We start from the raw sequence: 26051 nt of genomic DNA on the forward strand, positions 1-26051 counted from the left end.
CAACAAATCAAGGGGGGCTGCATCGATGATGCGGCAGCATCTGAAACTTTCGGCGGTTCTGGTCGTGGTGGTGCTCGCACTCACCGGATTCTCGACGTCGAGCCACGGCGGCAAGAGCCGGGGCAGCAGGAGCCACGGTTCGGGCAGCAGCGGAGGCGGCTGCTCCAACTCCAAGAAGAGCAACGGCAGCTACCACCACAACGACTACGACGACGACGACATCTACGACGACTCGTCGAGCAGCTCGTCCGGCAGCTCGAGCTATGAGACCGAGACCCCCGGCGCCACGGCCACGGACGCGCCCACGACGACCGTGGTCCGCTGCGCCCAGCCCCGCAGGGGCAAGCGGCGGGCTGTGACCTCCTCCACCGTCCGGGTCAGCTCGAGCGAGCTCGGCACGCACACGTACAAGGTCGATGTCGCCTTCCTCGACGCGCGCGGCAACACCGTCGACACCGGCGAGGCGAACGTGGAGCTGACGGGCGCCGACAGCGCGACCGTCTCCGTGCGGATGGACAGCCCGGGCAAGGTGTCCCGGGTGAAGAAGTGCCGGGCCGAGGCCGAACTCAGCTACTGACCGCAGCGGACGGGGGCTCCGGCTCACCGCAGCGGGGAGTTCCGGCCTCGCCTCACCGCAGCCGGAACTCCCCGCTGCCCCGCCCCTTGAACAGCTCCCCCTGCCGCTCCACCGGCAGGTTCCCGAGCGCGATCAGCTGCGGGGCATGGGCCAGCGCCTGTGTCCTCGCGGCCTCCTTCGCGGACCACACCGCCCGTACCGTCCCCTGCACCGCCTCCGTCGGATACGACGCGATCACGCCTGCCGCCCGCACCGCCGCCTCCACCGCGCCGCCGGGCGCCGTCACCTCGCTGACCAGCCCGGTCTCGTACGCACGGTGGGCCGTCACCCGTTCGGCCGTACCCATCAGGGACATCCGGGCCACCTCCCCGAACGGCATCCGCTGCGCCATGTGGATGGCCTCGTACGCGCTGACCATGCCGTACGTCGTATGCGGGTCGAAGAAGGTCGCCTCCTCGGATGCGACGACGAACTCCGCCTCGCCCAGCAGATAGAACGCCCCGCCGCACGCCATCCCCTCCACGGCGGCGATCACCGGCTTCCACAGGTCGTTCGCCTTCGGCCCGATCGCGATCAGCGGATCGTCGATCGTGTACGGGGACGAGGGCTGAGGCACCTCCACGTCCCGGTCGAGCCCCGTACAGAAGGCGCGCCCGCCCGCGCCGGTCACCACGACGGCCCGTACCTCGTCATCGAAGCGGAACGCCTGCCAGACACCGGCCAGTTCATCGGCTGTCGCCAGATCGATCGCGTTCAATTTCTCGGGCCGGTCGAGGGTGACGACCGCGACCCCGGTCTCCTTGTCGGTCTCCGTCCGCAGTGTCATCGTCGTCCCCTCATCGCATGCCTCTTGCCCCTCACCGCTCCAACTGCCAGCGGACCACGGTCAGCTCCGGACTCACCGGAGCGAAGACCGCCTTCACCGATGCCCCGATCCGCAACCTCGCCGGATCGACCGAGTTCAGCGGCGCTTCGGGCCCGCTGACCACATTGCCGACCAGCCGGATGTGCGGGGCGTCGGCCAGTTCGACGACAACGGCGTTGTACGGGGCCTGTGCGGCGTACGCGGGCAGCAGCGGCGGATGCGGGACCACGTACGACCAGATGCGCCCGCGCCCGCTCATCGCCCGCCACTCGCTCTCGAACGACCGGCAGTGCGGGCAGCAGGGCCGGGGCGGGAAGCGGAGCCTGCCGCAGTCGGGGGCGGCGCACGCCTGGACGCGGAGTTCACCCCGGGCGGCGTACTCCCAGAAGGGCGCGCCGTCCTCGTCGACGACGGGCAGCAACAGCGATTCCATGTCAGCTCCTGAGCAGTACGGCGGAGGTGGGCACGCCCTCACCGGCGGTGACCAGGCAGGTGGCGGCGGACGGCACCTGGGCGGTGGAGGTGCCGCGCAGTTGTTTCACGCCCTCGTTGATGAGGTTGAAACCGTGCACGTACCCCTCGCTGAGTCCGCCGCCGCCCGTGTTGATGGGCAGCCGGCCACCGCTCTCCAGCGCCCCGCCCTCGGTGAACGCGGCGCCCTCGCCGCGACCGCAGAAGCCGTAGCCCTCCAGGGAGAGCGGGATGAGCGGGGTGAACGCGTCGTAGATCTGCGCGACATCGACATCGTCCGGACCGAAGTCGGCCTGCTTCCACAGCTGCCGGGCAGCCGTCCAGGCGGGTCCGGTGAGCGGGTCGTCGTTCCAGTAGTTGACCATCCCGTGGTGCTGGGCGGGCAGGCCCTGGGCGACGGAGTGGATGTAGACGGGCTGCTGCCGGCAGTCGCGGGCCCGCTCGGCGGAGACGATGACGCAGGCCAGCGCCCCGTCCGTCTCCAGACAGTTGTCGAAGAGGCAGAGCGGCTCGCTGATCCAGCGCGAGGTCATATACATGTCGCGGGTCAGCGGGCGTTCGTACATCACCGCGTCGGGGTTCTGGTTGGCGCGGTTGCGGCAGGCGAGCGCGACGTTGAAGAGGTGGTCGCGGGTGGCCCCGTACTCGTGCATGTACCGCCGTGCGAGCATCCCGATCTCGTCGGCCGGACGCAGCAGGCCGTACGGGCGGGTCCACTGGGCGGGGGTCGGCAGCTGAACGGCGGTGTTCTTCCAGGGCCGGGGCCCGGAGCCGCGCTTCCGTGACCGCCACGCGACCCCGACGCTCGCCTGTCCGGTGGCGACGGCGGCGGCGAGATGCGCGACCGTCGCGCACGAACCCCCGCCTCCGTAGCCGACCTTGGAGAAGAAGGTGACCTCGCCGGCCCCGATCGCCTTGGCGACCTCGACCTCGTCGGTCTCCTCCATCGTGTACGAGGCGAACGCGTCGACCTCCGACGCGGCGATGCCCGCGTCGTCCAGAGCCGCGACGATCGCCCGGCAGGCCAAGGTCTTCTCGGACTCGGGAAGTTGTTTCGCGAAGGCCGTCTGTCCGATACCGGCTATCGCCGTCACGTCCTTGAGCGTCGCCATCCGCCACCTCCGCGATCGTCATGACTGCTGACAGCCGCAGAGGCTACAGCTAATCTGACGGATAGTCAGCTAATGCGGTTCGGCGGGAGGGCATGCGATGCGCGGCGACGAGGAGCGGGGCAGCATCCCGGGGCTGGTACGGACGGCAGCGCGGCGGTACGGGGACCGGGAGGCGGTCATCGAGGGCCGCACCCGCATCTCGTACGCCGAACTGGGCGACCGCGTCGAGCGAGCCGCCGCCGCGTGCATGGCGTCGGGTGTGGAGCCGGGGGACCGGGTCGCGGTCTGGGCGCCGAACACCCTTGACTGGATCGTCTCGGCCCTCGGGGCGGTCACGGCCGGTGCGGTCCTGGTCCCGCTCAACACGCGCTTCAAGGGCACGGAGGCGGCTTACATCCTGCAGCGCAGCCGGGTGAAGCTGCTCTTCATCACCGGCACGTTCCTCGGCACGTCCTACGTGGCGTCGTTGCGCCGGGCGGAGGTGGAACTCCCGCACCTGGAGCGGGTGGTGGTGCTGGCGGACGCGGCCCCCGAGTCCTACGTCACCTGGAAGGACTTCCTGGCGACGGGCGAGCGGATCTCTCCGGCGGAGGTGTGGACGCGAGCGGACGCGATCGCCCCCTCCTCCCCCTCCGACATCATCTACACCTCGGGCACCACGGGCCGCCCCAAGGGCGCCGTGATCACCCACGCCCAGACCCTGCGCTGCTACGCGATCTGGAGCGAGCTGGCGGGCCTGCGCCAGGGCGACCGCTATCTGATCGTGAACCCGTTCTTCCACACCTTCGGCTACAAGGCCGGCATCATCGCGTGCCTGATGCGGGGCGCGACGATGGTCCCGCAGCCGGTGTTCAACGTGGACACGGTCCTCGCGAACATCGCCGCCGAACGCATCTCGGTCCTCCCGGGCCCGCCCACCCTCCACCAGTCCCTGCTGGACCACCCGGCGCGGGCGACGCACGACCTCTCGGCCCTGCGCCTGGTGGTGACGGGTGCGGCGGTCGTCCCCCTCCAACTGGTGGAACGCCTGCGCACGGAGCTGGGCATCGCGACGGTCCTCACGGCATACGGCCTCTCCGAGGCGAGCGGCATCGTCACGATGTGCCGCCGCGGCGACCGTCCCGACGTGATCTCCTCCACCTCCGGCCGCGCGATCCCCGGCACGGAGGTCCGCGTCCTGGCGGCCCCCGGTACTCCCGGCGAGGTCCTGGTCCGGGGCTTCAACGTGATGCAGGGCTACTTCGAGGACCCCGGCACCACAGCCACCACCATCACCCCCGACGGCTGGCTCCACACGGGCGACATCGGCATCCTCGACGAGGCGGGCAACCTGCGCATCACGGACCGGATCAAGGACATGTTCATCGTCGGCGGCTTCAACGCGTACCCCGCGGAGATCGAACAACTCCTGGGCCTGCACCCGGATGTGGCCGACGTGGCGGTGATCGGCATCCCGGACCCCAGGCTGGGCGAGGTCGGCAAGGCATACGCGGTCCGCCGCCCGGGCGCGACACTCACGGCCGACGACCTGATCGCCTGGTCGAGGCGGGAGATGGCGAACTACAAGGTCCCCAGGACGGTGGAGTTCGTGGACGAACTGCCGCGCAACGCGAGCGGCAAGGTGGTGAAGGGGGAACTGCGGGGGCGGGGGTAGGGGCGCCCGGCCGGTCAGACGTTCTCGGCCACTGCCCGGGGGTGGCCGACGGCGAGCAGTCGGATGTCCCGGGGCGGTGGGCTGTGCGCGGACATGCAGCGGCCGCGACGGCTCCCCCTCCGCGCCGCCGCGGCCGTCCCCCGTCCCCGTCGGGCAAGGTCTCTAGGCCTTCTCGGAGCCCGCGTGGTTCTCCTGCGGCTTGAGAAGGTCCTTCGGAGTACCACCAGCGTGGTTCTCCAGGGTGGCGACGTCCTCGGCCACGCTGCCCGCGTGGTTCTCCAGCGGGGTGACTGTGCTGTCACCTGCGCTCGGGCTCCCGGCGTGGTTCTCCTGCGTGGTGGCGTCACCGGTCTTGGGCTCAAGTGCGTCGCTCATGCCTGTCAACTCCCAGAGGTATAGCGTGCTCGGTCGGCAATGCCCGTCCGGCGACTCCCCCGTGGGTCGCCGGACGGGCGTGTCAGGGCCGTTCACCCTAGCGGTGTGGTTCCCCGTACAACCCGCCTGCCCCCCGACGCGACGGATCGATAGACATAAGACTGACGAGTGGCGATAAACAATCGATGAACGCCGTCAACGTTCGGCAGGCGATGATGCTTCAAGCGGCGGCTACGGGAGTGAGGAGCTCGCGGACTTCGTCTGCCTCCACAGCACCGGTTTGCTCGTAGATGGACAGCGCCTCGTGCCAGCATGCACGCGCCCGATCGATTTGGCCGAGGTGTTGGAGGGCCCGGCCCAGCGTGGTCAGGACGTTGCCACGCATCCATTCTCCCCCGATGACACGGAGAGCAAGGGCCTGCTCCGCGTGCTGCGCTGCTGGTGCCGGGCGCTGGGCCGCCAGGTGTGCCTCGGCGATGCGGAAATGGGTGGAACCTTCCCAGAGGCGTTGGCGGTTGCCTCGGAACACGCGCAATGCCTCCCCCAGTTGCTCAAGTGCTTCGGCGGATCGTCCGGCTCGGGTGAGCGCGATTCCCAGCGCGAAACGGCCGTTGGCGGTGCGGAGGCTCAGTCCCATGCCGTCAAAAATTGCTGTGCCCTGTTGGGCGAGCTCAACGGCGCTTGTCGTGCGGCCCATGTCGACGTGAATCCGGGAGAGGTTGCACAACGCAGATGCCTCGCCCACCAGGTTTTCGTCTGCGCGGTAGTTGTCGATCGCCTCTTGCAGGAACTTCTCACCGTCCGTGTGTCGACCCTGGTAGAAGGCGATGATGCCGCGGTCGTTCGGGGCCCAACAGGCGGGGATCGGGTCGCCGGAGTCCCGGGCGAGCGCCATCGCATGCATGGCTTCCTCGTCGGCCAGGGCGAACCGGCCAGAGACGAGATGGACCGTCGACAACGAGGCTCGGGCTCGCGCTTCGGAGCGGGCGTCATCTGCCGCGCGTGCTGCGTCGCGCAGAGCTGTGCCGGTTGTCTCGTACTGCCGTGAGTTCGCGCCTGACTCAGCCAGGTCCTTTGCCGCGCAAAGCAGGTCTACGGCACGCCGTAGCATGCCGTTCGAGGCGCTCTGATGGGCGCACGCAAGCAGTGCATCGGCCTCGTTGTGGAGCCAGTCCACGGCTGCGTGCCCGTCGGTGAATTCGAGGCCCGGGCGGTCAGGAACCACCAGATGGACGACCGCCCGATCCCCAGGCCGCTCCAGCGCATACACCCCCGCCGCCGTGGCCAGGTAGAAGTCCAGCAGTCGCGACAGCGCCAACTCCCGTTCCACTGGGGGCTGTTCGTCCCGTTCCGCGCATGCACGCGCGTAGAGCCGTACCAGGTCGTGGTACCGGTACCGCCCCGGCGCCGCCGACTCCAGCAGGCTCGTGTCGACCAAGGACTCCAGCAGGTCCTCCGCCGCATGCACCTCCAGGTTCAGCAGCGCCGCCGCTGCCGCCAGGGAGATGTCCGGGCCGTCCGCCAGGCCCAGCAGGCGGAACGCGCGGGCCTGGGCCGGCTCCAGCTGGCCGTAGCCGAGTTCGAACGTGGCCTTCACCGCCAGGTCGCCCGCCTGGAGTTCGTCCAGGCGGCGGCGCTCGTCGGCGAGCTTCACCGCCAGGACCGAGACCGTCCAGGTGCGGCGGGCGGCCAGGCGGGAGGCGGCGATGCGGATGGCGAGGGGGAGGAAGCCGCACGCGGCGACCACGTCCAGGGCTGCTTCGCGCTCCGAGTTGACCCGTTCCTCGCCGACGATCCGGGTGAAGAGCTGGAGTGCCTCCTCGGGGGACATCACGTCGAGGTCCACCAGGTGCGCGCCCGCCAGGTCGACCATGCGGACGCGGCTCGTGACCAGGGCCGCACAGCCTGCCGTGCCGGGGAGCAACGGACGGATCTGGGCCGCGTCGTGGGCGTTGTCCAGGAGGACCAGGATGCGGCGGCCGTCGAGCGTGGAGCGGTACAGTGCCGCCCGTTCGTCGAGGGAGTCGGGGATCGCCGAGTCGGCGGTGCCCAGAGCACGCAGGAAGGACCCCAACACCGTTTCGGGCTCCGCCGCCCGTGCGCCCGCGCCCTGCAGGTCCACGTACAGCTGGCCGTCCGGGAAGTGCGGGCGGGCCTGGTGCGCGACGTGCACGGCCAGCGTCGTCTTGCCCACGCCGCCGATGCCCGCCAGCGCCGAGACCGCCATGACCGAGCCCTCGGCCGTCGCCAGCCGGTTGCCCAGTTCGCGTACGAAGGAGGCGCGGCCGGTGAAGTCCGGGACCGTGGCCGGGAGCTGGGCCGGGCGGACGGCTGCGGGTGCGGGCGCCGTCTCGTCGGCCGGGTGGGCCAGTTCCTCGTCGGCCTGCAGGATCCGCTGCTGGAGCTGCGAAAGCTCCGGGCGCGGGTCCACGCCGAGTTCGTCGGCGAGCAGCCGGCGCGTGTCGGCGTACACGGCGAGCGCTTCCGCCTGACGGCCGCTGCGGTACAGGGCGATCATCAGCAGTTCGCGCAGCCGCTCCCGCAGCGGGTGCGCCGCGGTGAGCGCGGTCAGTTCGGAGACGGCCTCCGCGTGGCAGCCGAGTTCCAGGTCGAGGTCGAGCCGGGTCTCGGTGAGCTGGAGCCGCCACTCCTCCAGCCGGGTGCGCTGGTTCTCGGCGTACGGCCCCGGGACGGAGGCCAGCGTTTCGCCGTCCCACAGCGCCAGCGCCTCGTTGATCAGGGCGCGGGCCCGGGCCCGGTCGCCGCCGGCCCGCGCCTTCTCCGCGTCCGCGGCCAGCTCCTGCGCCGCCGTGAAGTCGAGCGCGTCGGGCCGGGTCCGTATCGCGTAGCCGCCGGCATTGCTGATCAGCGTGTCCGGGTCGAGGATCTTGCGCAGCCGGGAAGCGTATGTCCGTACGGCGGCGAGCGCCTGGGACGGCGGCTCCTCACCCCAGATGGCGTCGATGAGTTCGGCGGCGGTGGCCGTGCGGCCGTCGCGCAGGAGCAGGGCGGTCAACAGGGCTCGCTGCTGCGGTGAGCCGGAGGGCAGCGGTTCGCCGCCCCGCCAGGCGCGTACGGGGCCGAGTACGGCGAAGCGGAGGTCGGTGCCGGCCGTCTGCTGCTGCGGAGCCCGCTGCTCCGGAACACGCACGCGTGGCCCGTGGTCACGGTCCATTGATGCCCCCTGTCCTGCTCGCCCCGCCAGTACTGCCGGTCACGCTGGTCCCGCCGGCGCTTCTGCTCGGAATGCCCGCTGGTGCACCCATGTGCGCCGGGTGGATCCGGATTACGCCCTACCGTTGCTATCGCGCTCAACAGTCTGCCTTGTCATGGGCGGACACGTCAGCAGCGGGTGACTCTCTGCACAAGCCCTCGACAACGATCCGGAACGGGGCGCCGGTCAAGGTGGCTGACGGTTCGTCAGATCAGCGCTACCGTGGTATGCATGGAGACCTTCCCGAAGATCATCTCGGTGGACGACCACACGGTGGAGCCCGCTCATGTCTGGCGGGACCGGCTCCCGTCCAAGTACCTCGACCGCGGCCCGCGCATCGTCCGTGCCCCGCTGAAGGAAATGACCTTCATGGGCGGCAAGTTCGCACCGGTCATGGGTGCAAAGGGCGACGACGGCCCGATCGGTGACTGGTGGGTGTACGAGGATCTGCACCGGCCACTCACCCGGCTCGACACCTCGGTCGGCTACGACAGGGACGAGATCAAGCTCGAAATCATCACGTACGAGCAGATGCGTCCAGGCTCGTTCTCGGTGCCGGACCGGCTCGCCGACATGGACATCAACCATGTCCAGTCCGCGCTCTGCTTCCCGACCTTCCCGCGGTTCTGCGGCCAGACGTTCACCGAGGCGAAGGACCGCGAACTCGGACTGCTCGGGGTGCGCGCGTACAACGACTGGATGGTCGAGGAGTGGTGCGGCCCCGAGGCGCGGGGCCGGCTGATCCCGCTCACCCTCGTCCCGCTGTGGGACGCGCAGCTTGCCGCCGACGAGGTCCGGCGGAATGCCGCGCGCGGGGTGCGCGCCGTCGCGTTCTCCGAGATACCCCCACATCTCGGCCTTCCGTCGATACATACGGACGAGTGGGATCCGTTCCTGCGGGCCTGCGACGAGACAGGCACCGTGATCGCGATGCACATCGGCTCCTCCTCGAAGATGCCGTCCACCTCGGCCGATGCCCCGCCCGCGGTCGGTTCCACGATCACCTTCGCCAATTGCTGCTTCTCGATGGTCGACTGGCTGATGAGCGGCAAGTTCGAACGTTTCCCGAACCTCCGGATCATGTACGCGGAGGGCCAGATCGGCTGGATCCCGTACATCCTGGAACGCGCCGACGTGGTCTGGGAGGAGAACAGGGCCTGGGGCGGGGTCGCGGACAAGGTGCACCGGCCGCCGTCGGAACTGTTCAGCGAGCATGTGTACGGGTGCTTCTTCGACGACGCCTTCGGGCTGAAGAACCTGGACGCGATCGGCGTCGGGAACGTGCTGTACGAGACGGACTACCCGCACTCGGACTCGACCTGGCCGAAGTCCCGCGAGGTCGGCGAGGCGCAGATGGGTCACCTCGACCCGGACGTGGTGGACCGGATCGTGCGCCGCAACGCGATCGACCTTCTGGGACTCACGGCCGACGGGCTGTGGGCGGGGCCCGGGGCGTAGCGCACAGAGACTCCGCCGGCGGGTGGTACGGCACGGGGCCCACCGTCTCCGGCGGGCCCTGCGTGCCGTGTCAGGCCCTGGCCACCGGCTCCTGGAGCTCGGTCACCCACTTGTCCTTGTCCTCGGGGCACTCCAGATTGATCTCCCGGGTGTAGCCGAGCGACCGGTATCCGTTGGCGTCCAGCCAGCGGGCCAGCGTCTGTTCGGTGATCAGGACCCCGTCCATCGAACCGCGGTGGACGATGGTCGCCGCCTCGAACGTGGGCAGCTCCAGCACCGTGACACCGGTGTCACCGACCGGGCCGACCGGTACCGAAACCGTCACGCCGGCGTGCACGACGATCGTGCCGCTGTCGCCCGGTGCGTCCTCGTACCGTGCGATACCGGGACCGGTGGGCCTGATCCCGGCCGCCTCCAGCAGCGGGAACAACCGGTCGTACAGCGGCCCGATCACCGGTGTGATGTCCTGCGGCTGATAGCTCGCCGCCGTTCCGGTCAGTTCCGCCACGCGTACGGCCGGAACGTTCTTGACCACAACCTCGTCAGCGGGCATGTGCCCCTCGCTCTCGATCGACCGGAGCCTCGCCTCGACCTGCGCCAGCCGCGCCGCCGCTGCCGCCATGGCAGCCTCCAGCTCCACCTGCCGCAGCCGCAGCATTCCGCGCAACTCCTCAGGGCCGACCTGGTCGTCGAGGACGGCCTGCACCTGCTGGAGCGTGAAGCCGAGATCCTTCAGCGCGATGATGCGGTTGAGGCGGGCGAGCTGGGCGGCACCGTAGAAGCGGTAGCCGGTGGCAGGGTCGGTACGGTCGGGAGGCAGGAGCCCGATGGCGTCGTAGTGACGCAGCATCCGGGCCGACACCCGTCCGTACCTGGCGAAGTCTCCGATGGTGAACATGATGTCTCCCAGTGCACGGCCTCACACGGTGTCAAGGTCAAGGCCCTCGTCCGTGGCGCCGGCACCGCGACGGGGCGGGGCGGCAAAAGGCAGGAGCCCCGTTCCCCGCCGAAGCGGAGGAGCGGGGCTCCTTGGGTACTGCAATGCCGGCCGCGATCGGCCGACCCGGGCAACTAGGCCGGGGTGACGTTCTCAGCCTGCGGGCCCTTCGGCCCCTGAGTGACGTCGAAGTTCACGACCTGGTTCTCCTCGAGGGAGCGGAACCCGGACGCGTTGATCGCGGAGTAGTGAACGAAGACATCCGGGCCGCCGCCGTCCTGGGCGATGAAGCCGAAGCCCTTTTCAGCGTTGAACCACTTGACGGTTCCGGTAGCCATAAGCCCTCCTTGGGCCAAAGGGTTGCCCTGCTCCAGAACCTGCAAAGAAGTCTGAAAACTACAAAAGCCTGCGGGTTACATGCTCCGCAGGCTCTGTACTGCAAGGGAAACCAAACTGCAACTTGGCGATGAGCCTAGCACGCAGCATGTGCGGAGGGGTAGAGGGAAAGATCACTTCACTCGGACGTTTGATAGCCGTGCCGATGAGCTGACGAAGATAGGGGGCCGGGGGTGCTCCGGAGGTGGTCGCGGAGCGGTCCGAGGCGGTAAGGAGAGCGGGATCGGGTGAGCCTCCGAGCCCCGGTGGCACCGGGCTCCCCGCGCGGGTCTAGCCTCGCGATGTGGACAATTCAACCGTCTCTCCCGCAGCAGGCGACGACCGTCGCAGCAGGCCGCGCGTCGGCCACATCCAGTTCCTGAACTGTCTCCCCCTCTACTGGGGCCTGGCACGGACCGGAACCCTGCTCGACCTGGAGCTGTCGAAGGACACCCCGGAGAAGCTCAGCGAGCAGCTGGTCCGCGGTGATCTCGACATCGGCCCCATCACCCTGGTCGAGTACCTGCGCAACGCCGATCAGCTCGTGGCCTTCCCCGACATCGCGGTCGGCTGCGACGGGCCCGTCATGTCATGCGTGATCGTCTCCCAGCGGCCGCTGGAGGAGCTCGACGGTGCCCGGGTGGCGCTCGGCTCCACCTCGCGCACCTCGGTACGCCTCGCTCAGCTGCTGCTCGCCGAGCGTTACGAGGTGTCGCCGGACTACTACACCTGCCCGCCCGACCTCGGCCTGATGATGCAGGATGCGGACGCCGCCGTGCTCATCGGCGACGCCGCGCTGCGCGCCTCGCTGCACGACGCGCCGCGGCTCGGCCTGCAGGTCCACGACCTCGGGCAGATGTGGAAGGAGTGGACGGGGCTGCCGTTCGTCTTCGCTGTCTGGGCGGCCCGCAAGGACTACCTGGCCGCCCACCCGGCCATGGTGAACGAGGTCCACCGGGCGTTCCTCGCCTCGCGTGACCTGTCCCTGGAAGAGGTCACCAAGGTCTCGGAGACCGCGGCGCGGTGGGAGGTCTTCGACGCGGAACTGCTGGAGCGGTACTTCACGACGCTGGACTTCCGCTTCGGTGCGGCCCAGCTGGAGGGTGTACGGGAGTTCGCGCGCCGGACGGGACCGACGACCGGCTTCCCGGCGGATGTGGACGTCGAGCTGCTCGACCACTGATCCGTGCGCACGGGAAAGGGCCGGGCAATGGGTGAATCCTGAACCTTCTTCGGCCCTTCCCGCCCGCCCAGCCGCGCCGGCGTTATTTATAGCCCGGTATTTATTGCCCGGTCCGGGGGATTCCCTCCCGGGGATTCCCTTCCGGCGAATGCCGCGAATGCCGCGACCGGCCACCCCGCACGCCGTATCCGAAAAGCGAATGGCGTCCGGGGTGAGTCCCGGTTGAGTGCAGGAATCGTTCGGGTGAACGACACATTCGCGCCTTTTGCTGTGTCGAAAACCGCTGTTCGTTCCCATAGGGGCGAAATCGGCGGATGGTTTCTCTGTGACCGCATGACCTTCGCCCCCTAGGCTTCGGTCGGAGGTCCGGCCGGTCCACAGGGGGAGTCCATATGCAGCCGCTGGAAGCCGGCGAGCCGCTCACCATCGGCGCCTACCGTTTGCTCGGCAGGCTCGGTGCGGGCGGCATGGGCCGGGTCTATCTGGGGCGCAGCGCGGGGGGACGCACCGTCGCGGTCAAGGTCGTCCATCCGCACTTCGCGCTCGACGAGCAGTTCCGGGCCCGGTTCCGCCTCGAGGTGGACGCGGCGCGGCGGGTCGGGGCGCAGTGGACGGCGCCCGTCCTGGACGCCGATCCGGACGCGCCCGTGCCGTGGGTGGCCACCGGCTATGTCGCCGGGCCGCCGCTGTCGGGGGCGGTCACCGAGCACGGGCCGCTGCCCGAACAGTCGGTACGGACCCTGGGCGCCGGACTCGCGGAGGCGCTGGCAGCCGTGCACGGGCAGGGACTCATCCACCGTGATGTGAAGCCGTCCAACGTGCTGCTCGCCCTGGACGGCCCCCGCCTGATCGACTTCGGTATCGCCCGCGCCATCGACGCCACCGCCTCGCTCACCTCCACCGGCGTCTCGGTCGGCTCGCCCGGCTACATGGCACCGGAGCAGATCCGGGGCCTGGACATCTCGGGCGCGGCCGACATGTTCTCGCTCGGCGCGGTGCTCGCGTACGCGGCGACGGGCCTCGCCCCGTTCCTCGGCGACTCCTCGGCGGTGCTCCTCTACAAGGTGGTGCACGAGGAACCGGAACTGGGCGAGATCGAGGGTGAGCTGCGGGAGGTGATCGCCGCGTGTCTGGCGAAGGACCCGGCGCTCCGGCCCACCCCTTCGGAGCTGGCCCGGCGGCTGGCTCCGGACGGGGCGGCCGCGCGGGTGGCGGCGGGCTGGCTGCCCGGCACCCTGGTGCGTGACCTCAGCCGGGCCGCGGTGGCGCTGCTGGACCTGGAGCCGCAGGACGCGCCCGTGCAGTCGGGGCCGGTGCCGTTCAGCAATGCGTTCCTCGACGGCCAGGTCGACGGGACACCGGGTGGCAACGAGGCGCAGGCCGTGGGCCGGGCCGGCGGTGCGCTCGGGGTGTTCGGGCCGCCGATCGAACCGGCCTTCCCTCCTCGGACGCATCAGCCGGCCGGGGCCGTCGGGGACAACTCGACCGGGCTGCCCGGCCCCCGTACCCCCGATCCCCGCTTCTCCCTCACCGTCGGCGCCGACTCCGGGCCCGCCCGCCCCGGCCGGAACCGCGGCCGCAGGCTCAGTTGCACCGTCGCCCTCGCGGTGGCGGGCGCGCTCGCCGCCGTGACCGTGGGCAGTGCCTTCCTCTTCGATCTGCTGCCGGGCAGCGGTGGCGGCGCCGGGGAGAACGACGGTGTGGCCAAGCCCCCGCCCAGCACGTCCGCCACCCGTCCGTCGACCCCGACGGACGAGGGCGGCGCCCACCAGGTCGCCGCACTGCCGAAGGCGTTCGTCGGCACCTGGAAGGGGCCGCTGACCGAGAAGACCACCGGACAACCGCACGGCACCCTCACCGCCGTGTTCACCGAGGGGAAGAAGGGCACGGACGTCGTCCGCATGAACACCACGGTCTCCACCCTCGGAGTGACCGTCAGCTGCAACAGCATCGCCCGGCTCTCCTCGGGCACCGCCAAGGAACTGACACTCCGGGAGCGCACCGATCCGGACCGCCCCAACACCGCAGGGCTGTGCACGAGCACCACCACCGATGTCGTGTTCACCATGGCCGGCGACGGCACACTGCGCTTCAGGTCCGAGGAGAGGGGCGCGGGCCTGCCGTACGGCACGCTCAGCCGGTCCGGCCGCTGACCCCGGCAGGGGCTGGCGTAGGCTGAACCGGTCCGTAGATCCGTTGAAAAACCGCCGAAAGGTGACAGCCCGGTGACCGAGAAGGCCGACCTCCAGCCCATCCTCGACCGAGCCGCCGAGGGCGGGCGGATCACTCCGGAGGAGGCACTCGACCTCTACCGGTCGGCGCCGCTGCACGCACTGGGTGCGGCCGCGGACGCCGTGCGCCGCCGCCGTTACGCCGGTACGGAGCACATCGCGACGTACATCATCGAGCGCAACATCAACTACACCAACGTGTGCGTCACGGCCTGCAAGTTCTGCGCCTTCTACGCCGCGCCGAAGGACACCGCCAAGGGCTGGTCCCGCGATCTCGACGACATCCTGCGCCGCTGCGCGGAGACCGTCGAACTCGGCGGCACGCAGATCATGTTCCAGGGCGGACACCACCCGGACTACGGAGTCGAGTACTACGAGGAGCACTTCTCCGCGATCAAGAAGGCGTTCCCGCAGCTGGTGATCCACTCGCTGGGCGCCTCCGAGGTCGAGCACATGGCGCGGATCTCCAAGGTCTCCGTCGAGGAGGCCATCCAGCGGATCCACACCGCCGGTCTCGACTCCTTCGCGGGAGCCGGCGCCGAGCTGCTGCCGGCCCGGCCGCGCAAGGCGATCGCCCCGCTCAAGGAGTCCGGCGAGCGCTGGCTGGAGATCATGGAGGCGGCGCACCGACTCGGTGTCGAGTCCACCTCCACCATGCTGATGGGCACCGGCGAGACCAACGCCGAGCGCATCGAGCACCTGCGGATGATCCGCGACGTACAGGACCGGACGGGTGGCTTCCGCGCGTTCATCCCGTACACGTACCAGCCGGAGAACAACCACTTGAAGGGCCGGACGCAGGCCACGCTCTTCGAGTACCTGCGGATGATCGCCATCGCCCGGCTCTTCCTCGACAACGTCGCGCACATCCAGGGCTCCTGGCTGACCACCGGCAAGGAGGTCGGTCAACTGTCGCTGCACTACGGCGCCGACGACCTCGGATCGATCATGCTGGAGGAGAACGTCGTCTCCTCGGCGGGTGCCAAGCACCGCTCCAACCGGCTGGAGATCATCGACCTGATCCGCAAGGCGGGCCGCGTCCCGGCGCAGCGCGCCACGACGTACGAGCACCTCGTCGTCCACGACGACCCGGCGAACGACCCGGTCGACGAGCGCGTCGTCTCGCACATCTCCTCCACCGCGATCGAGGGCGGCACCGCGCATCCGGAGCTGAAGCTCCTGAGCGCCAACTGAGGCCGCATTGCTGACCGTTCATGCCGCGCCGCTGGTTCTTCCGATCGGCGCGGCTGCCGTCCGGCAGGGCGCGGTGGCCGTGGACGGCGACCGGATCGTCGCCCTCGGCCCGTACGACGACGTCGTGGCCGCCCACCCGACGGCCCGCGTCCGCCGGTGGCCCGGCGTCATCACCCCCGGTCTGCGGCAGTGGCACGGCCTCTGGCTGCTCACCCGCTGCTACCACCCCGACCCGCGCGAGGCGGACGAGCTGGGCGACCGGCCGTTGTGGGGCGAGGAGTTCGAGCGGCTGGCCGCCGGTATGGACGCGACGCGGCGGGCGGGCAGCGTACGGCGCGGGCTGCAGCAGATGCTGCGGTACGGGACGACGCACCTCGCGGGCCGGTTCCACGACCCGGCGGTCCGCACCGCCGTCGCCCGCTCGGGTCTGACGGAGGTCCCGGCCGTCGGAGCCCCCGGCATCCTCGTCGGTGAACCCGGCCTGGACCCGTTCGCGGAGGGGCACGACCTGCCCGGCTCGGCGCACGGCCCGCTCACCGTCGGCGGCCGCGCCGACCTCGCGGTCTTCGACGTACCGGACGAGGCGGCGCTGTGCGCGGCGGGCGCGGGGACGTGTGTGGCCACCGTGCTGGGCGGCCGGTTGGTGTACCGGCGGCGGTGAGCGGGGCGGTGTGCCGACCGATGGCGGTCGAAGCCGACTTCCGGCGGGCCCGGGTGCCGACCGGCGCGAGGCGCCGTCGGCCGGGCTGCTTGAATGGGTGGGTGACCCGAGCATCCCTGGACAAGCAGCCGCACGAAGTCGCCTCGATGTTCGACGACGTGGCGGCGAACTACGACCTCACCAACGATGTGCTGTCGCTCGGCCAGGCCCGGCTGTGGCGCAAGGAGGTCGCGAAGGCGGTGCACGCCCGCCCGGCGGAGAAGGTCCTCGACCTGGCCGCGGGCACGGCGACGTCCTCGCTGCCGTTCGCCGCGACCGGTGCGTACGTCGTGCCGTGCGACTTCTCCGTCGGGATGCTCCAGGTGGGCAAGAAGCGGCACTCCTGGCTGCCGTTCACCGCGGGCGACGCCACGAAGCTGCCGTTCCGCGACGAGACGTTCGACGCGGTGACGATCTCCTTCGGGCTGCGCAACGTCCAGGACACGGATACGGCGCTGCGCGAGCTGTACCGGGTGACGAAGCCGGGCGGCCGGGTGGTGATCTGTGAGTTCTCGCAGCCGACCTGGGCGCCGTTCCGCACGGTCTACACCGAGTACCTGATGCGGGCACTGCCGCCGGTCGCGCGTGCCGTGTCGTCCAACCCCGACGCGTACGTCTATCTCGCCGAGTCCATCCGCGCCTGGCCCGACCAGTCCGGGCTCGCCCAGCTGCTGCAGAAGGCCGGCTGGTCGAAGGTGGCCTGGCGCAATCTCACCGGCGGTGTGGTGGCACTGCACCGGGGCGTACGCCCCTGACGCCTGCGGCGGCCGGACGCGGCGGTGGCGAGGCGGTCCGGAGGCGGCGCGGCCGCGATGAACCGGGATGATCCCCTTCACCGGACGGAAGTTGCCGGTTGGGTGAATGCGGGAACCGGTGGGCGGGAAGATGTGTCCGTTGATACGGCACGCGTTTTCTCCGTTCCCGTGTGTCACCGGTTCTCTGTGTTCCCGTCGCTGCGCCGGAGTCCGCCCATGCCGCCGTCCCACTGCCCGCACTGCGGAACCGCCGCGCCGGAAGGGGCGCGTTTCTGCATGAAATGCGGGCGAGAACAGCCGACCGCGGCAGGAGCGGCGGACCCGGTTCCTCCCGCGCTGCCGCCCATGGCCCCGCAGCCCGGCCACGCACCCCGACCGGCGCCGCCCGGTTACGCACCCCCGCCCGGTCACGCACCCGTCCGGCCGTCGCCCGCGGGGGAGTTCCTCGGCCGGGCGATGCGCGGCGACTGGGCGGGGTCGCTGAAGGCGGCCGCCTGGCCGACCGGGCTGATCCTGGCGCTCGCGGTGGCGCTGGCCATCCCCTCGTACGGTCAGGGCGACGAGATCGTCGTCGGCTGGAGCGACCGGCTGCGGATCGCACTCGCCATGCTGCTCCAGGCGTTCGGCGGCGGCTTCGAGCTCCGGGCGGCGGGGCCGGGCTCGCCGTACGGCTCCGGTTCCGACGGATCCGGAGGTTCCGACGCGTTCGGCGCCGGTTACGGGACCGCCGGACAGGCCGGCGCCACGCTCTCCCTCGTACCGCTCACCGTCACCGTGCTCTGGGTCGGTGCGCTGCTGCTCGCCTCCCGGGCGGCCCGCAGGCAGGGCGGCGGCATGGAGGCGGCGGTGCGGATCAGTGCCCTCGTCACCGGCGCGATCCTGGTCCTCGGGCTGTTCGCCCAGCCGGACATCGCCGGGGTCTCGGTCTCGTCCACCCCGCTGCTCGCGGCGCTCGGTGCGCTCGTGCTCTCGCTGCTCGTCACCGGCGGCGTCCTGCAACAGGACGCCGCGGCCCAGTGGCTGGCGCAGCACCCTGTCGCGCATGCCGTGGTCCGTGCGACGGGCACGGCGGTCCGGGCGCTCGGAGCGGTCATCGCGCTCTGCGCGCTGATCGGGTTCATCGCGTACGCCGACGTCGACGGGGTGGACGGCACGGCCATGCTGCTCGCACTGCCGGTGCTGCCCAACATCGGTCTGGCGGTGCTCGGGGTGAGCTGGGGCGCCCCGGTCGAGTACGACGTGCGCGGCGAGTTCGGCTGGTTCGGCTCCGGGATGGAGCACGGCGGCTTCGGGCTCACCGAGTTGGGCGACGCGGTGAACGGGTGGGCGGTGACCGGTGCGGTGCTGACCGGCGTCGTCTGCGCGCTGTACGCCGGTGTGTCGGCCGCCCGCCGCTCGGTGGACCGGCGCGAACAGGTCATCGCCGGTGGGCTGTTCCTCGTGCTGTATCTGCTGCTCACCGGGTTGAGCGGGGTGTCCGCGGAGCTCTCGGGCGATGTCGCCGGTGTGGGCGGTCAGGGCATGGCGGAGATCGCCCCGAGCATCCCGGACGCGCTGCTCTTCGGGCTGCTGTGGGTGGGGGGAGCGGTGCTGGTGGCGCCGCATCTGCTGCGGCTGGTGCGGCGGCCGGCCCGCCCGGTGGCACCGGCGCCGGCGTGGGGCCCCGGAACGCGGCCTCAGCCTCCCGCCTGGAACCCCGCGCCCCAGACGCCGCCCTCGACCGTTCCCACGGCCACTCCCCAGCCCACGCCGTACCCCCCGTACGATCCGCAGACCGTGCACCTCGGCCCCACGGCGGCAGCCACCGCAGCGGCCACCACCGCCCGTAGGCGCTCCGTCGTCGTCTGGAGCGTGACCCTCGTCGCGGCCGTCGTGCTGGGCGGTGGGCTCACCGCCGGAGTCCTGTTCCTGAGGAACGACGAGAGCGACAACCGGCAGCCGCCCGCGGCGGCCGCCGAGGACAACAAGCCCGCGACGTCCGGGAGCAGTGACAGCGCGCCCCCCGAAGCCGGCCCGACGCCGTCCCCGACCGCGTCCCCCGCCACATCCGCGACCACACCCCCCGCCGCGCCGACCGTCCCCGGCGGCTACCGCATGGTCTCCGACAGCGCCGGCTTCTCCTTCGCCGTTCCGGTCCGGTGGGACCGGGAGAGCGAGAAGAACCACCAGATCACGTACGCGGGTTCCACCGGCCGGGCCGAGCTGAAGGTCGGCGTCATCCGCAACGCCCCGTACACCTCGTACGAGAACTTCCAGAACCTGGAGCGGACCGCCGACGCCAACCAGAGGAACTACCGGCGGCTGCAGCTCGGTGCCAACACCTTCCAGGGACTCCAGGGCGCGATCTGGGAGTACACGTACGAGGACAGGCAGAGCGGCGAGACGATCCACGCGATCGACCAGAGCTACATCGCCGAGGACGGCACCGAGTACGCGATCTACACCACCGAGCGCGACCGCTACTGGTCGGACGCCCGGCAGATCTTCGACACCGCCCTGTCCACCTGGATGCTCAACGATCTCGACTGATCCGGCTCGTCACGCTTTCAGCGCCGGCCGGAGGCACCGCACCGCAGCTGTACGGAGGGGGCGGCAGGGGGGCATCGGGGAGCCCTTCGGAAGGTTGATCAGCGGGCCCCCATAGACTGCACGGGACATGTGCCGCGCGGCACGCGATTTCGAGTCTTCGGGAGATCCGACCGTGACCGAGCCCCTCTCCGAACACAGCGCGGATGTGATCGTCGTCGGGGCAGGCCCAGCCGGCTCCACGACCGCGTACTACCTCGCCAAGGCCGGACTCGACGTTCTCCTGCTGGAGAAGACCGCCTTCCCGCGCGAGAAGGTGTGCGGCGACGGCCTCACCCCGCGAGCCACCAAGCAGCTCGTCTCCATGGGCATCGACATCTCCGAAGAGGCCGGCTGGCTGCGCAACAAGGGGCTGCGCATCATCGGCGGCGGCGTCCGCCTCCAGCTGGACTGGCCGGACCTCGCCTCGTACCCGGACTACGGCCTGGTCCGCAAGCGCGACGACTTCGACGAGCAGCTGGCCCGCCAGGCACAGAAGGCGGGCGCGCGGCTGTACGAGCGCTGCAACGTCGGCGCCCCGATCGTCGACGGACGCACCGGCCACATCACCGGGGTGAACGCGAAGCTCGGCGAGGAGAAGACCCCGGTCACCTTTCACGCTCCGCTCGTCGTCGCCGCCGACGGCAACTCCACCCGGCTGTCGCTCGCGATGGGCCTGCACCGCCGCGAGGACCGCCCGATGGGCGTGGCGGTGCGTACGTACTTCACCTCGCCCCGGCACGACGACGACTACCTGGAGTCCTGGCTGGAACTGTGGGACCGGCGCGGCCCCCAGGACCGGCTGCTGCCCGGCTACGGCTGGATCTTCGGCATGGGCGACGGCACGTCCAACGTCGGCCTCGGCATCCTCAACTCGTCGTCTGCGTTCAAGGAGCTGGACTGGCGCGAGGTCCTCAAGGCGTGGTGCGCCTCGATGCCCGCCGACTGGGGCTACACCGAGGAGAACATGACGGGCCCGATCCGCGGCGCCGCGCTCCCGATGGCCTTCAACCGCCAGCCGCACTACACCAAGGGGCTGCTGCTCGTCGGTGACGCGGGCGGCATGGTCAACCCGTTCAACGGCGAAGGCATCGCATACGCCATGGAGTCGGGTCAGATCGCCGCGGACGTCATCGTCCAGGCGCACGCCCGCGCGACCCCGGCCCAGCGCGAACTGGCGCTGCACAACTACCCGAAGGTTCTCAAGGAGACCTACGGCGGCTACTACACGATGGGCCGGGCCTTCGTGAAGCTGATCGGCAACCCGAAGGTCATGAAGATCGCCACGCAGCGCGGTCTGACGCACCCGCTGCTGATGAAGTTCACTCTGAAGATGCTGGCCAACCTCACCGACCCGACGGGCGGCGACGCGATGGACCGCATCATCAACGGCCTGGCGAAGGTGGCCCCGCGCTCCTGAAGCCGGGATGACGGCCCACGTCCTCCAGGGCGTGGGCCGCGACGATCTCGTCGCCGACGGCGCACCGCCGCTCGCCGGAATGAACCTGGCGTCCATGGAGGGGGCCGACGAGGCGGCCCGGCACGCGGTCAACGCTCTGCTCGACGCCGACGACTCGACCGCTGCGCGCTGCACGACCTCGGGGCATTACCGGCCACCCGAGCTGGAGCCCCTCAAGCGCATCGACGAGGTGCGCTTCGGGCTGGGGCTTCCGAACACCTTCGACCTGGGGTGAGTACGGGGTCGACAGGGGCGGTCCGTACGGCTGAGGGCCGTCACTCCCGAGCGGGGAGTGACGGCCCTCAGCCGGATCACATGCGCTTGTGAATCCGGGAACTCGAGGAACTCGGAGAACGCGAGGAACTCAGAGAACGCGGACCGCGCCCGACGGCGGGTCGTAGTCCAGGGAGCGGAGCACCACACCGGTGCTCGGGTTCTGCGCGCCGACGAACTGGCCGCCGCCCACATAGACACCGACGTGGTACGCGGAGCCCGCGCCGCCCCAGTACAGGATGTCGCCCGGCTGGAGGTTGCTCAGGGAGACCTGGGTGCCGGCGGTCGACTGGGCCTGCGAGACGCGCGGCAGGTCGACGCCCACCGAACGGAACGCGGCCTGGACCAGGCCGGAGCAGTCCCAGGAGTTGGGGCCGGTTCCGCCGGACACGTACGCGTCGCCGACCTGCGCCTTGACGAACGAGATCACGGACGCGGCGGAGCCGGTGGCGCTCGACGAGGAGGCGACGGAGGCGGAGCCGGAGGTGGCGCTGAGCGTCGTACGGGCCTCGGAGCGGGAGGCGCGCAGGGCGGCCTCGGCCTTGGCCTTGGCGGCCGCCTCCGCCTTCTTCTTGGCCTCCGCCTTGCGCACGGCCTCGGCCTTGGCCGTCTTGGCGGCCTTGGCGGCGGTGGTGGCGGCGGCGTCCTCGTGGGCCTGCGTCTCCAGGTCCAGGGCGACCTGCTGCGTGGCTTGGGCGGATGCGGCGACGGCGGTGGAGAGCCCGGTGGTGAGGGTGGGCATCTCGATGGTCTGGGTCACCGGCTCGGCCTGGGCCGGACCGGCCGCCGCGGCGACCGCGATGGTGCTGAGGACGCCACCGGCAACTCCGGCTCGCAACGCCGTCTTCGAGGCGTTTCGGCGGGGCTTCCGGTGGCTGGGTATGTGAGCGGTGTGGGACATGAGTACTAGCGCTATCAGGGCCTCAGGGGTCCCTTCAAGAAACGTGTGTTGCGACACAGTTACGTACGGAATCTTTGAATCCGCTTTCTGGCGGCCCTTATTGACGCCGTAACGGGCAAAACGGGCAGAGGTGATCACTGCTGTGATCACGGCCTTTCGGGAATTCGCCCGAATTGCCCGCCACTTACCATCCGTTCACACCAATGGCCAAGCCCGCTTTTGTTGAAGGTCGAGTGGAGTGACGCAGGTCACAGCATGACTGTTACGTGGTGGGCATACGAGCGGCCGGCACGCCCGGCGTCGGCGGCGGCGTCGGGCGGGTGGCCTTTCGCCGGGAAGATCGCGAATGTGCGCACGCGTCCACTTCGCTCCCTGTGAGCCCCTCGCGCGGGTGAGTTCAGACCGGGACGGATCCTCATATCACTCCCCGTCGCCCATTGCCAATTTGCATGTCGAGGCGTCTGATTGTTAGTGGAACATCGCTTTGACCAGCGGTAACAACATCAGATGTCACGTCTCGTGATCGCCCGGCCGCTTTGCGTACGAAGATCACCTCTCATCCGGCTTCATGATCCTTCGCCTGGTGGTGGAGATCACAAAGCCGGTGTAGCACCCCGTGTCGCAGATCACAGGACGGCAGGCATAGGATGCGGGGCAGTCGGGCTTGTGAACTGCCTCACATGTGCACGATCTTGGTGAGGTGGCGAGCCGGTCGCCCGATGCGGTCCAACGGTCAAGGACGACTGGAAGGAGCGAGGAGCGTGAATGCCTACGCGCCAATCCTCGTGCTCGGCGCCCTCGGGGCAGGGTTTGCGATCTTCTCCGTGGTCATGGCCACGCTTATCGGCCCGAAGCGATACAACCGAGCAAAGCTCGAAGCGTACGAGTGCGGTATTGAACCCACCCCCACTCCAGCCGGAGGCGGCCGCTTCCCCATCAAGTACTACCTGACGGCGATGCTCTTCATCGTCTTCGACATCGAGATCGTCTTCCTCTATCCCTGGGCGGTCACCTTCGACGCCCTGGGGATCTTCGGGCTCGTCGAGATGCTGCTCTTCGTGCTCACCGTCTTCGTCGCCTATGCATATGTATGGCGTCGCGGCGGCCTGGAATGGGACTGAGGGGCTGAGGGGCACACCATGGGACTCGAAGAGAAGCTGCCCAGCGGCTTCGTGTTGACCACTGTCGAGCAGGCCGCCGGCTGGGTGCGGAAGTCCTCCGTATTCCCGGCCACCTTCGGCCTCGCCTGCTGCGCCATCGAGATGATGACGACCGGAGCCGGGCGATACGACCTGGCCCGTTTCGGGATGGAGGTCTTCCGCGGATCACCGCGGCAGGCGGATCTGATGATCGTGGCAGGGCGGGTCAGCCAGAAAATGGCGCCCGTCCTGAGGCAGGTCTATGACCAGATGCCGAATCCCAAGTGGGTCATCTCCATGGGGGTTTGCGCATCATCGGGTGGAATGTTCAACAATTATGCCATTGTGCAGGGTGTTGATCACATTGTCCCGGTCGATATCTATTTGCCGGGCTGCCCGCCGCGTCCCGAGATGCTGATGGACGCCATTCTCAAGCTCCACCAGAAGATCCAGAGCTCCAAGCTCGGGGTCAACGCGGAGGAGGCCGCCCGCGAGGCGGAGGACGCGGCACTCAAGGCGCTTCCCCTGATCGAGATGAAGGGGCTGCTGCGGTGAGCGACGAGCAGAACAGCAACGGCGTACCCGCGCCGCGCGACGAGACCGGCGAGGTCATCGGCGTACGGAAGGGCATGTTCGGCGCCAACAACGGCGGTGACACCTCCGGCTACGGCGGCCTCGTCCGCACGGTGACGCTGCCGGGCGCCACGCCCCGGCCGTACGGCGGCTGGTTCGACGAGGTGGCCGACGAACTCGAAGGGGCCCTGGAGGAACAGGACCTGCTTCCCGAGAACGCCATCGAGAAGACCGTCGTCGACCGCGGCGAACTCACCTTCCACATCGCCCGCGAGCACTTGCCCACCGTGGCTCGAACCCTGCGTGACGACCCGGCCCTGAGATTCGAGCTCTGTACGGGGGTGAGCGGTGTCCACTTCCTGGGCGACAAGGGCCGTGAGCTGCACGCCGTCTACCACCTGCGGTCGATCACTCACGGCCGGCTGATCCGGCTGGAGGTCTCGGCCCCGGACAGCGACCCGCACATCCCGTCGCTCGTCGCGGTCTATCCGACCAACGACTGGCACGAGCGTGAGACCTACGACTTCTTCGGGCTCATCTTCGACGGGCACCCGGCCCTCACCCGGATCATGATGCCGGACGACTGGCAGGGCTTCCCTCAGCGCAAGGACTACCCGCTCGGTGGCATCGCCGTCGAGTACAAGGGCGCCCAGATCCCGGCTCCGGACCAGCGGAGGTCGTACTCCTGATGTCTACTCCACACGCAACGCCGCGAGCCACGACCGAGGGGACTGTATATACAGTCACCGGCGGCGACTGGGACGAGGTCGTCGAGTCGGCGGTCAGGTCCGACGACGAGCGCATCATCGTCAACATGGGCCCCCAGCACCCGTCCACGCACGGCGTGCTGCGGCTGATCCTGGAGATCGACGGCGAGACCGTCACCGAGGCCCGCTGCGGCATCGGCTACCTCCACACCGGCATCGAGAAGAACCTCGAATACCGGAACTGGACCCAGGGCACCACGTTCGTCACGCGCATGGATTACCTGACGCCGTTCTTCAACGAGACGGCGTACTGCCTGGGCGTCGAGAAACTGCTCGGCATCGAGGACCAGATCCCCGACCGGGCGAGCGTCCTGCGCGTCCTGTTGATGGAGCTCAACCGGATCTCCTCGCACCTGGTGTGCATCGCCACCGGCGGCATGGAGCTCGGCGCCACCACGATCATGATCTACGGGTTCCGTGATCGTGAACTGGTTCTCGATCTCTTCGAGCTGATCACCGGGCTCCGGATGAACCACGCGTTCGTCCGGCCCGGCGGGCTCGCCCAGGACCTGCCGCCGGGCGCGGTCGACCAGCTCCGCGAGTTCGTGAAGACCATGAAGAACAACCTGCCGGAGTACGACAAGCTCGCCACCGGCAACCCCATCTTCAAGGCCCGCATGCAGGACGTCGGCTACCTCGACCTGACCGGCTGCATGGCGCTGGGCGCCACCGGTCCGATCCTGCGCTCCGCCGGACTCCCGCACGACCTGCGCAAGACGGACCCCTACTGCGGGTACGAGAACTACGAGTTCGACGTCCCCACTGCCGACAGCTGCGACGCCTACGGCCGCTTCCTCATCCGTCTCGAGGAGATGCGCCAGTCGCTGCGGATCATCGAGCAGTGCATCGACCGGCTCGCTCCGGGACCGGTGATGGTCGCCGACAAGAAGATCGCCTGGCCCGCGCAGCTCGCGCTCGGACCCGACGGGCTCGGCAACTCGCTCGATCACATCAAGAAGATCATGGGCACCTCCATGGAGGCCCTGATCCACCACTTCAAGCTGGTGACCGAGGGCTTCCGGGTCCCGGCCGGCCAGACGTACACCGCCGTCGAGTCGCCCAAGGGCGAGCTCGGCGTGCATGTCGTCTCGGACGGCGGAACCCGCCCCTACCGGGTCCACTTCCGCGACCCGTCCTTCACCAATCTTCAGGCCATGGCGGCGATGTGCGAGGGCGGCCAGGTCGCCGACGTCATCGTCGCCGTCGCGTCCATCGACCCCGTGATGGGAGGCGTCGACCGGTGACCGAAGTACGTCAGGAAGTCAGTCTGGGG

The 26051-nt window shown here is 69.7% G+C and carries 23 protein-coding genes; 15 read left to right on the forward strand and 8 right to left on the reverse strand.

Translation table 11 applies throughout. The features are described 5' to 3' along the window. The first annotated feature begins 25 nt into the window (after positions 1–25). Entirely contained in the window at positions 26–577 is a 552-nt protein-coding gene (locus tag ACIA8E_RS15350; RefSeq protein WP_399298197.1) for a hypothetical protein, read from the forward strand. A 52-nt stretch (positions 578–629) separates the two neighbouring features. On the opposite strand, the gene ACIA8E_RS15355 is transcribed toward ACIA8E_RS15350, so the two are convergent. The 3 genes from ACIA8E_RS15355 to ACIA8E_RS15365 are packed head-to-tail and all read right to left on the reverse strand — an operon-like array spanning position 630 to position 3025. Beyond that, positions 630–1403 (reverse strand): enoyl-CoA hydratase/isomerase family protein, encoded by a 774-nt coding sequence (locus ACIA8E_RS15355; RefSeq protein ID WP_399298199.1) that lies wholly within the window; start codon positions 1401–1403, stop codon positions 630–632. 31 nt (positions 1404–1434) lie between these two features. Continuing rightward, positions 1435–1875, reverse strand: a complete 441-nt coding sequence (locus tag ACIA8E_RS15360) for a Zn-ribbon domain-containing OB-fold protein (RefSeq protein ID WP_399298200.1) — start codon at positions 1873–1875, stop codon at positions 1435–1437. Between the two features lies 1 nt (position 1876). Continuing rightward, a complete protein-coding gene (locus tag ACIA8E_RS15365) occupies positions 1877–3025 on the reverse strand; it encodes a lipid-transfer protein (RefSeq protein ID WP_399298202.1) in 1149 nt (382 codons plus the stop codon). A 97-nt stretch (positions 3026–3122) separates the two neighbouring features. Here ACIA8E_RS15365 and ACIA8E_RS15370 point away from each other — a divergent pair, with 97 nt between their 5' ends. Beyond that, positions 3123–4679, forward strand: coding sequence for a FadD3 family acyl-CoA ligase (locus tag ACIA8E_RS15370; RefSeq protein ID WP_399298204.1), 1557 nt, complete (start codon positions 3123–3125; stop codon positions 4677–4679). A gap of 162 nt (positions 4680–4841) precedes the next feature. On the opposite strand, the gene ACIA8E_RS15375 is transcribed toward ACIA8E_RS15370, so the two are convergent. Together ACIA8E_RS15375 and ACIA8E_RS15380 are read right to left on the reverse strand one after the other, a co-directional pair. Further along, positions 4842–5054: a hypothetical protein gene (locus tag ACIA8E_RS15375; protein WP_399298206.1), complete on the reverse strand. Its 213-nt coding sequence runs from the start codon at positions 5052–5054 to the stop codon at positions 4842–4844. Between the two features lie 220 nt (positions 5055–5274). Further along, positions 5275–8229, reverse strand: a complete 2955-nt coding sequence (locus ACIA8E_RS15380; protein WP_399298207.1) for a BTAD domain-containing putative transcriptional regulator — start codon at positions 8227–8229, stop codon at positions 5275–5277. A 270-nt stretch (positions 8230–8499) separates the two neighbouring features. Between ACIA8E_RS15380 and ACIA8E_RS15385 the strand changes: the two genes are divergently transcribed. Next, positions 8500–9726: an amidohydrolase family protein gene (locus ACIA8E_RS15385; RefSeq protein ID WP_399298209.1), complete on the forward strand. Its 1227-nt coding sequence runs from the start codon at positions 8500–8502 to the stop codon at positions 9724–9726. A 70-nt stretch (positions 9727–9796) separates the two neighbouring features. Here ACIA8E_RS15385 and ACIA8E_RS15390 read toward each other — a convergent pair whose 3' ends face one another. Both ACIA8E_RS15390 and ACIA8E_RS15395 read right to left on the reverse strand, forming a co-directional pair. Beyond that, positions 9797–10624, reverse strand: a complete 828-nt coding sequence (locus ACIA8E_RS15390) for a MerR family transcriptional regulator (RefSeq protein ID WP_399298211.1) — start codon at positions 10622–10624, stop codon at positions 9797–9799. A 173-nt stretch (positions 10625–10797) separates the two neighbouring features. Continuing rightward, positions 10798–11001 carry a cold-shock protein gene (locus ACIA8E_RS15395; RefSeq protein ID WP_003967102.1) on the reverse strand — a complete coding sequence of 68 codons (204 nt, stop codon included), beginning with the start codon at positions 10999–11001 and terminating at the stop codon, positions 10798–10800. Between the two features lie 341 nt (positions 11002–11342). Here ACIA8E_RS15395 and ACIA8E_RS15400 point away from each other — a divergent pair, with 341 nt between their 5' ends. The 8 genes from ACIA8E_RS15400 (at position 11343) to ACIA8E_RS15435 (ending at position 21360) form a co-directional block, all read left to right on the forward strand. Then, positions 11343–12221, forward strand: a complete 879-nt coding sequence (locus tag ACIA8E_RS15400) for a menaquinone biosynthetic enzyme MqnA/MqnD family protein (protein ID WP_399298213.1) — start codon at positions 11343–11345, stop codon at positions 12219–12221. 392 nt (positions 12222–12613) lie between these two features. Beyond that, the gene (locus ACIA8E_RS15405) at positions 12614–14374 is read left to right on the forward strand and encodes a protein kinase (RefSeq protein WP_399298215.1); all 1761 of its coding nucleotides are present in this window, start codon (positions 12614–12616) and stop codon (positions 14372–14374) included. A 72-nt stretch (positions 14375–14446) separates the two neighbouring features. Further along, on the forward strand, positions 14447–15646 hold the full coding sequence (mqnC, locus tag ACIA8E_RS15410) for a cyclic dehypoxanthinyl futalosine synthase (RefSeq protein WP_326605206.1): 1200 nt from the start codon (positions 14447–14449) through the stop codon (positions 15644–15646). A gap of 7 nt (positions 15647–15653) precedes the next feature. Then, on the forward strand, positions 15654–16307 hold the full coding sequence (locus ACIA8E_RS15415; RefSeq protein ID WP_399298218.1) for an imidazolonepropionase-like domain-containing protein: 654 nt from the start codon (positions 15654–15656) through the stop codon (positions 16305–16307). Between the two features lie 101 nt (positions 16308–16408). Further along, positions 16409–17101, forward strand: a complete 693-nt coding sequence (locus ACIA8E_RS15420) for a demethylmenaquinone methyltransferase (RefSeq protein WP_030926348.1) — start codon at positions 16409–16411, stop codon at positions 17099–17101. A 216-nt stretch (positions 17102–17317) separates the two neighbouring features. Continuing rightward, positions 17318–19630, forward strand: coding sequence for a zinc-ribbon domain-containing protein (locus tag ACIA8E_RS15425; RefSeq protein WP_399298220.1), 2313 nt, complete (start codon positions 17318–17320; stop codon positions 19628–19630). Between the two features lie 172 nt (positions 19631–19802). Further along, a complete protein-coding gene (locus ACIA8E_RS15430; RefSeq protein WP_399298222.1) occupies positions 19803–21086 on the forward strand; it encodes a geranylgeranyl reductase family protein in 1284 nt (427 codons plus the stop codon). Between the two features lie 7 nt (positions 21087–21093). Next, positions 21094–21360 (forward strand): hypothetical protein, encoded by a 267-nt coding sequence (locus tag ACIA8E_RS15435; RefSeq protein ID WP_399298224.1) that lies wholly within the window; start codon positions 21094–21096, stop codon positions 21358–21360. A gap of 129 nt (positions 21361–21489) precedes the next feature. Here ACIA8E_RS15435 and ACIA8E_RS15440 read toward each other — a convergent pair whose 3' ends face one another. Then, complete coding sequence (locus ACIA8E_RS15440; RefSeq protein ID WP_399298226.1) at positions 21490–22299, reverse strand: C40 family peptidase; 810 nt, start codon at positions 22297–22299, stop codon at positions 21490–21492. A 761-nt stretch (positions 22300–23060) separates the two neighbouring features. Here ACIA8E_RS15440 and ACIA8E_RS15445 point away from each other — a divergent pair. Genes ACIA8E_RS15445 through ACIA8E_RS15460 form a run of 4 tightly spaced genes read left to right on the forward strand, consistent with a single transcriptional unit; the run spans position 23061 to position 26022 of the window. Then, positions 23061–23420: an NADH-quinone oxidoreductase subunit A gene (locus ACIA8E_RS15445; protein WP_003992243.1), complete on the forward strand. Its 360-nt coding sequence runs from the start codon at positions 23061–23063 to the stop codon at positions 23418–23420. Positions 23421–23438: 18 nt separating this feature from the next. After that, positions 23439–23993, forward strand: a complete 555-nt coding sequence (locus ACIA8E_RS15450) for an NADH-quinone oxidoreductase subunit B family protein (RefSeq protein WP_030975705.1) — start codon at positions 23439–23441, stop codon at positions 23991–23993. Further along, positions 23990–24700, forward strand: coding sequence for an NADH-quinone oxidoreductase subunit C (locus ACIA8E_RS15455; RefSeq protein WP_376253965.1), 711 nt, complete (start codon positions 23990–23992; stop codon positions 24698–24700). The genes ACIA8E_RS15450 and ACIA8E_RS15455 overlap by 4 nt, the downstream gene beginning before the upstream one ends. Next, positions 24700–26022, forward strand: a complete 1323-nt coding sequence (locus ACIA8E_RS15460; protein ID WP_399298229.1) for an NADH-quinone oxidoreductase subunit D — start codon at positions 24700–24702, stop codon at positions 26020–26022. The genes ACIA8E_RS15455 and ACIA8E_RS15460 overlap by 1 nt, the downstream gene beginning before the upstream one ends. Positions 26023–26051: the final 29 nt, after the last annotated feature.

Origin of the sequence: Streptomyces sp. NPDC051664 (assembly GCF_044453545.1) — a bacterium.
Taxonomy (GTDB): Bacteria; Actinomycetota; Actinomycetes; order Streptomycetales; family Streptomycetaceae; genus Streptomyces.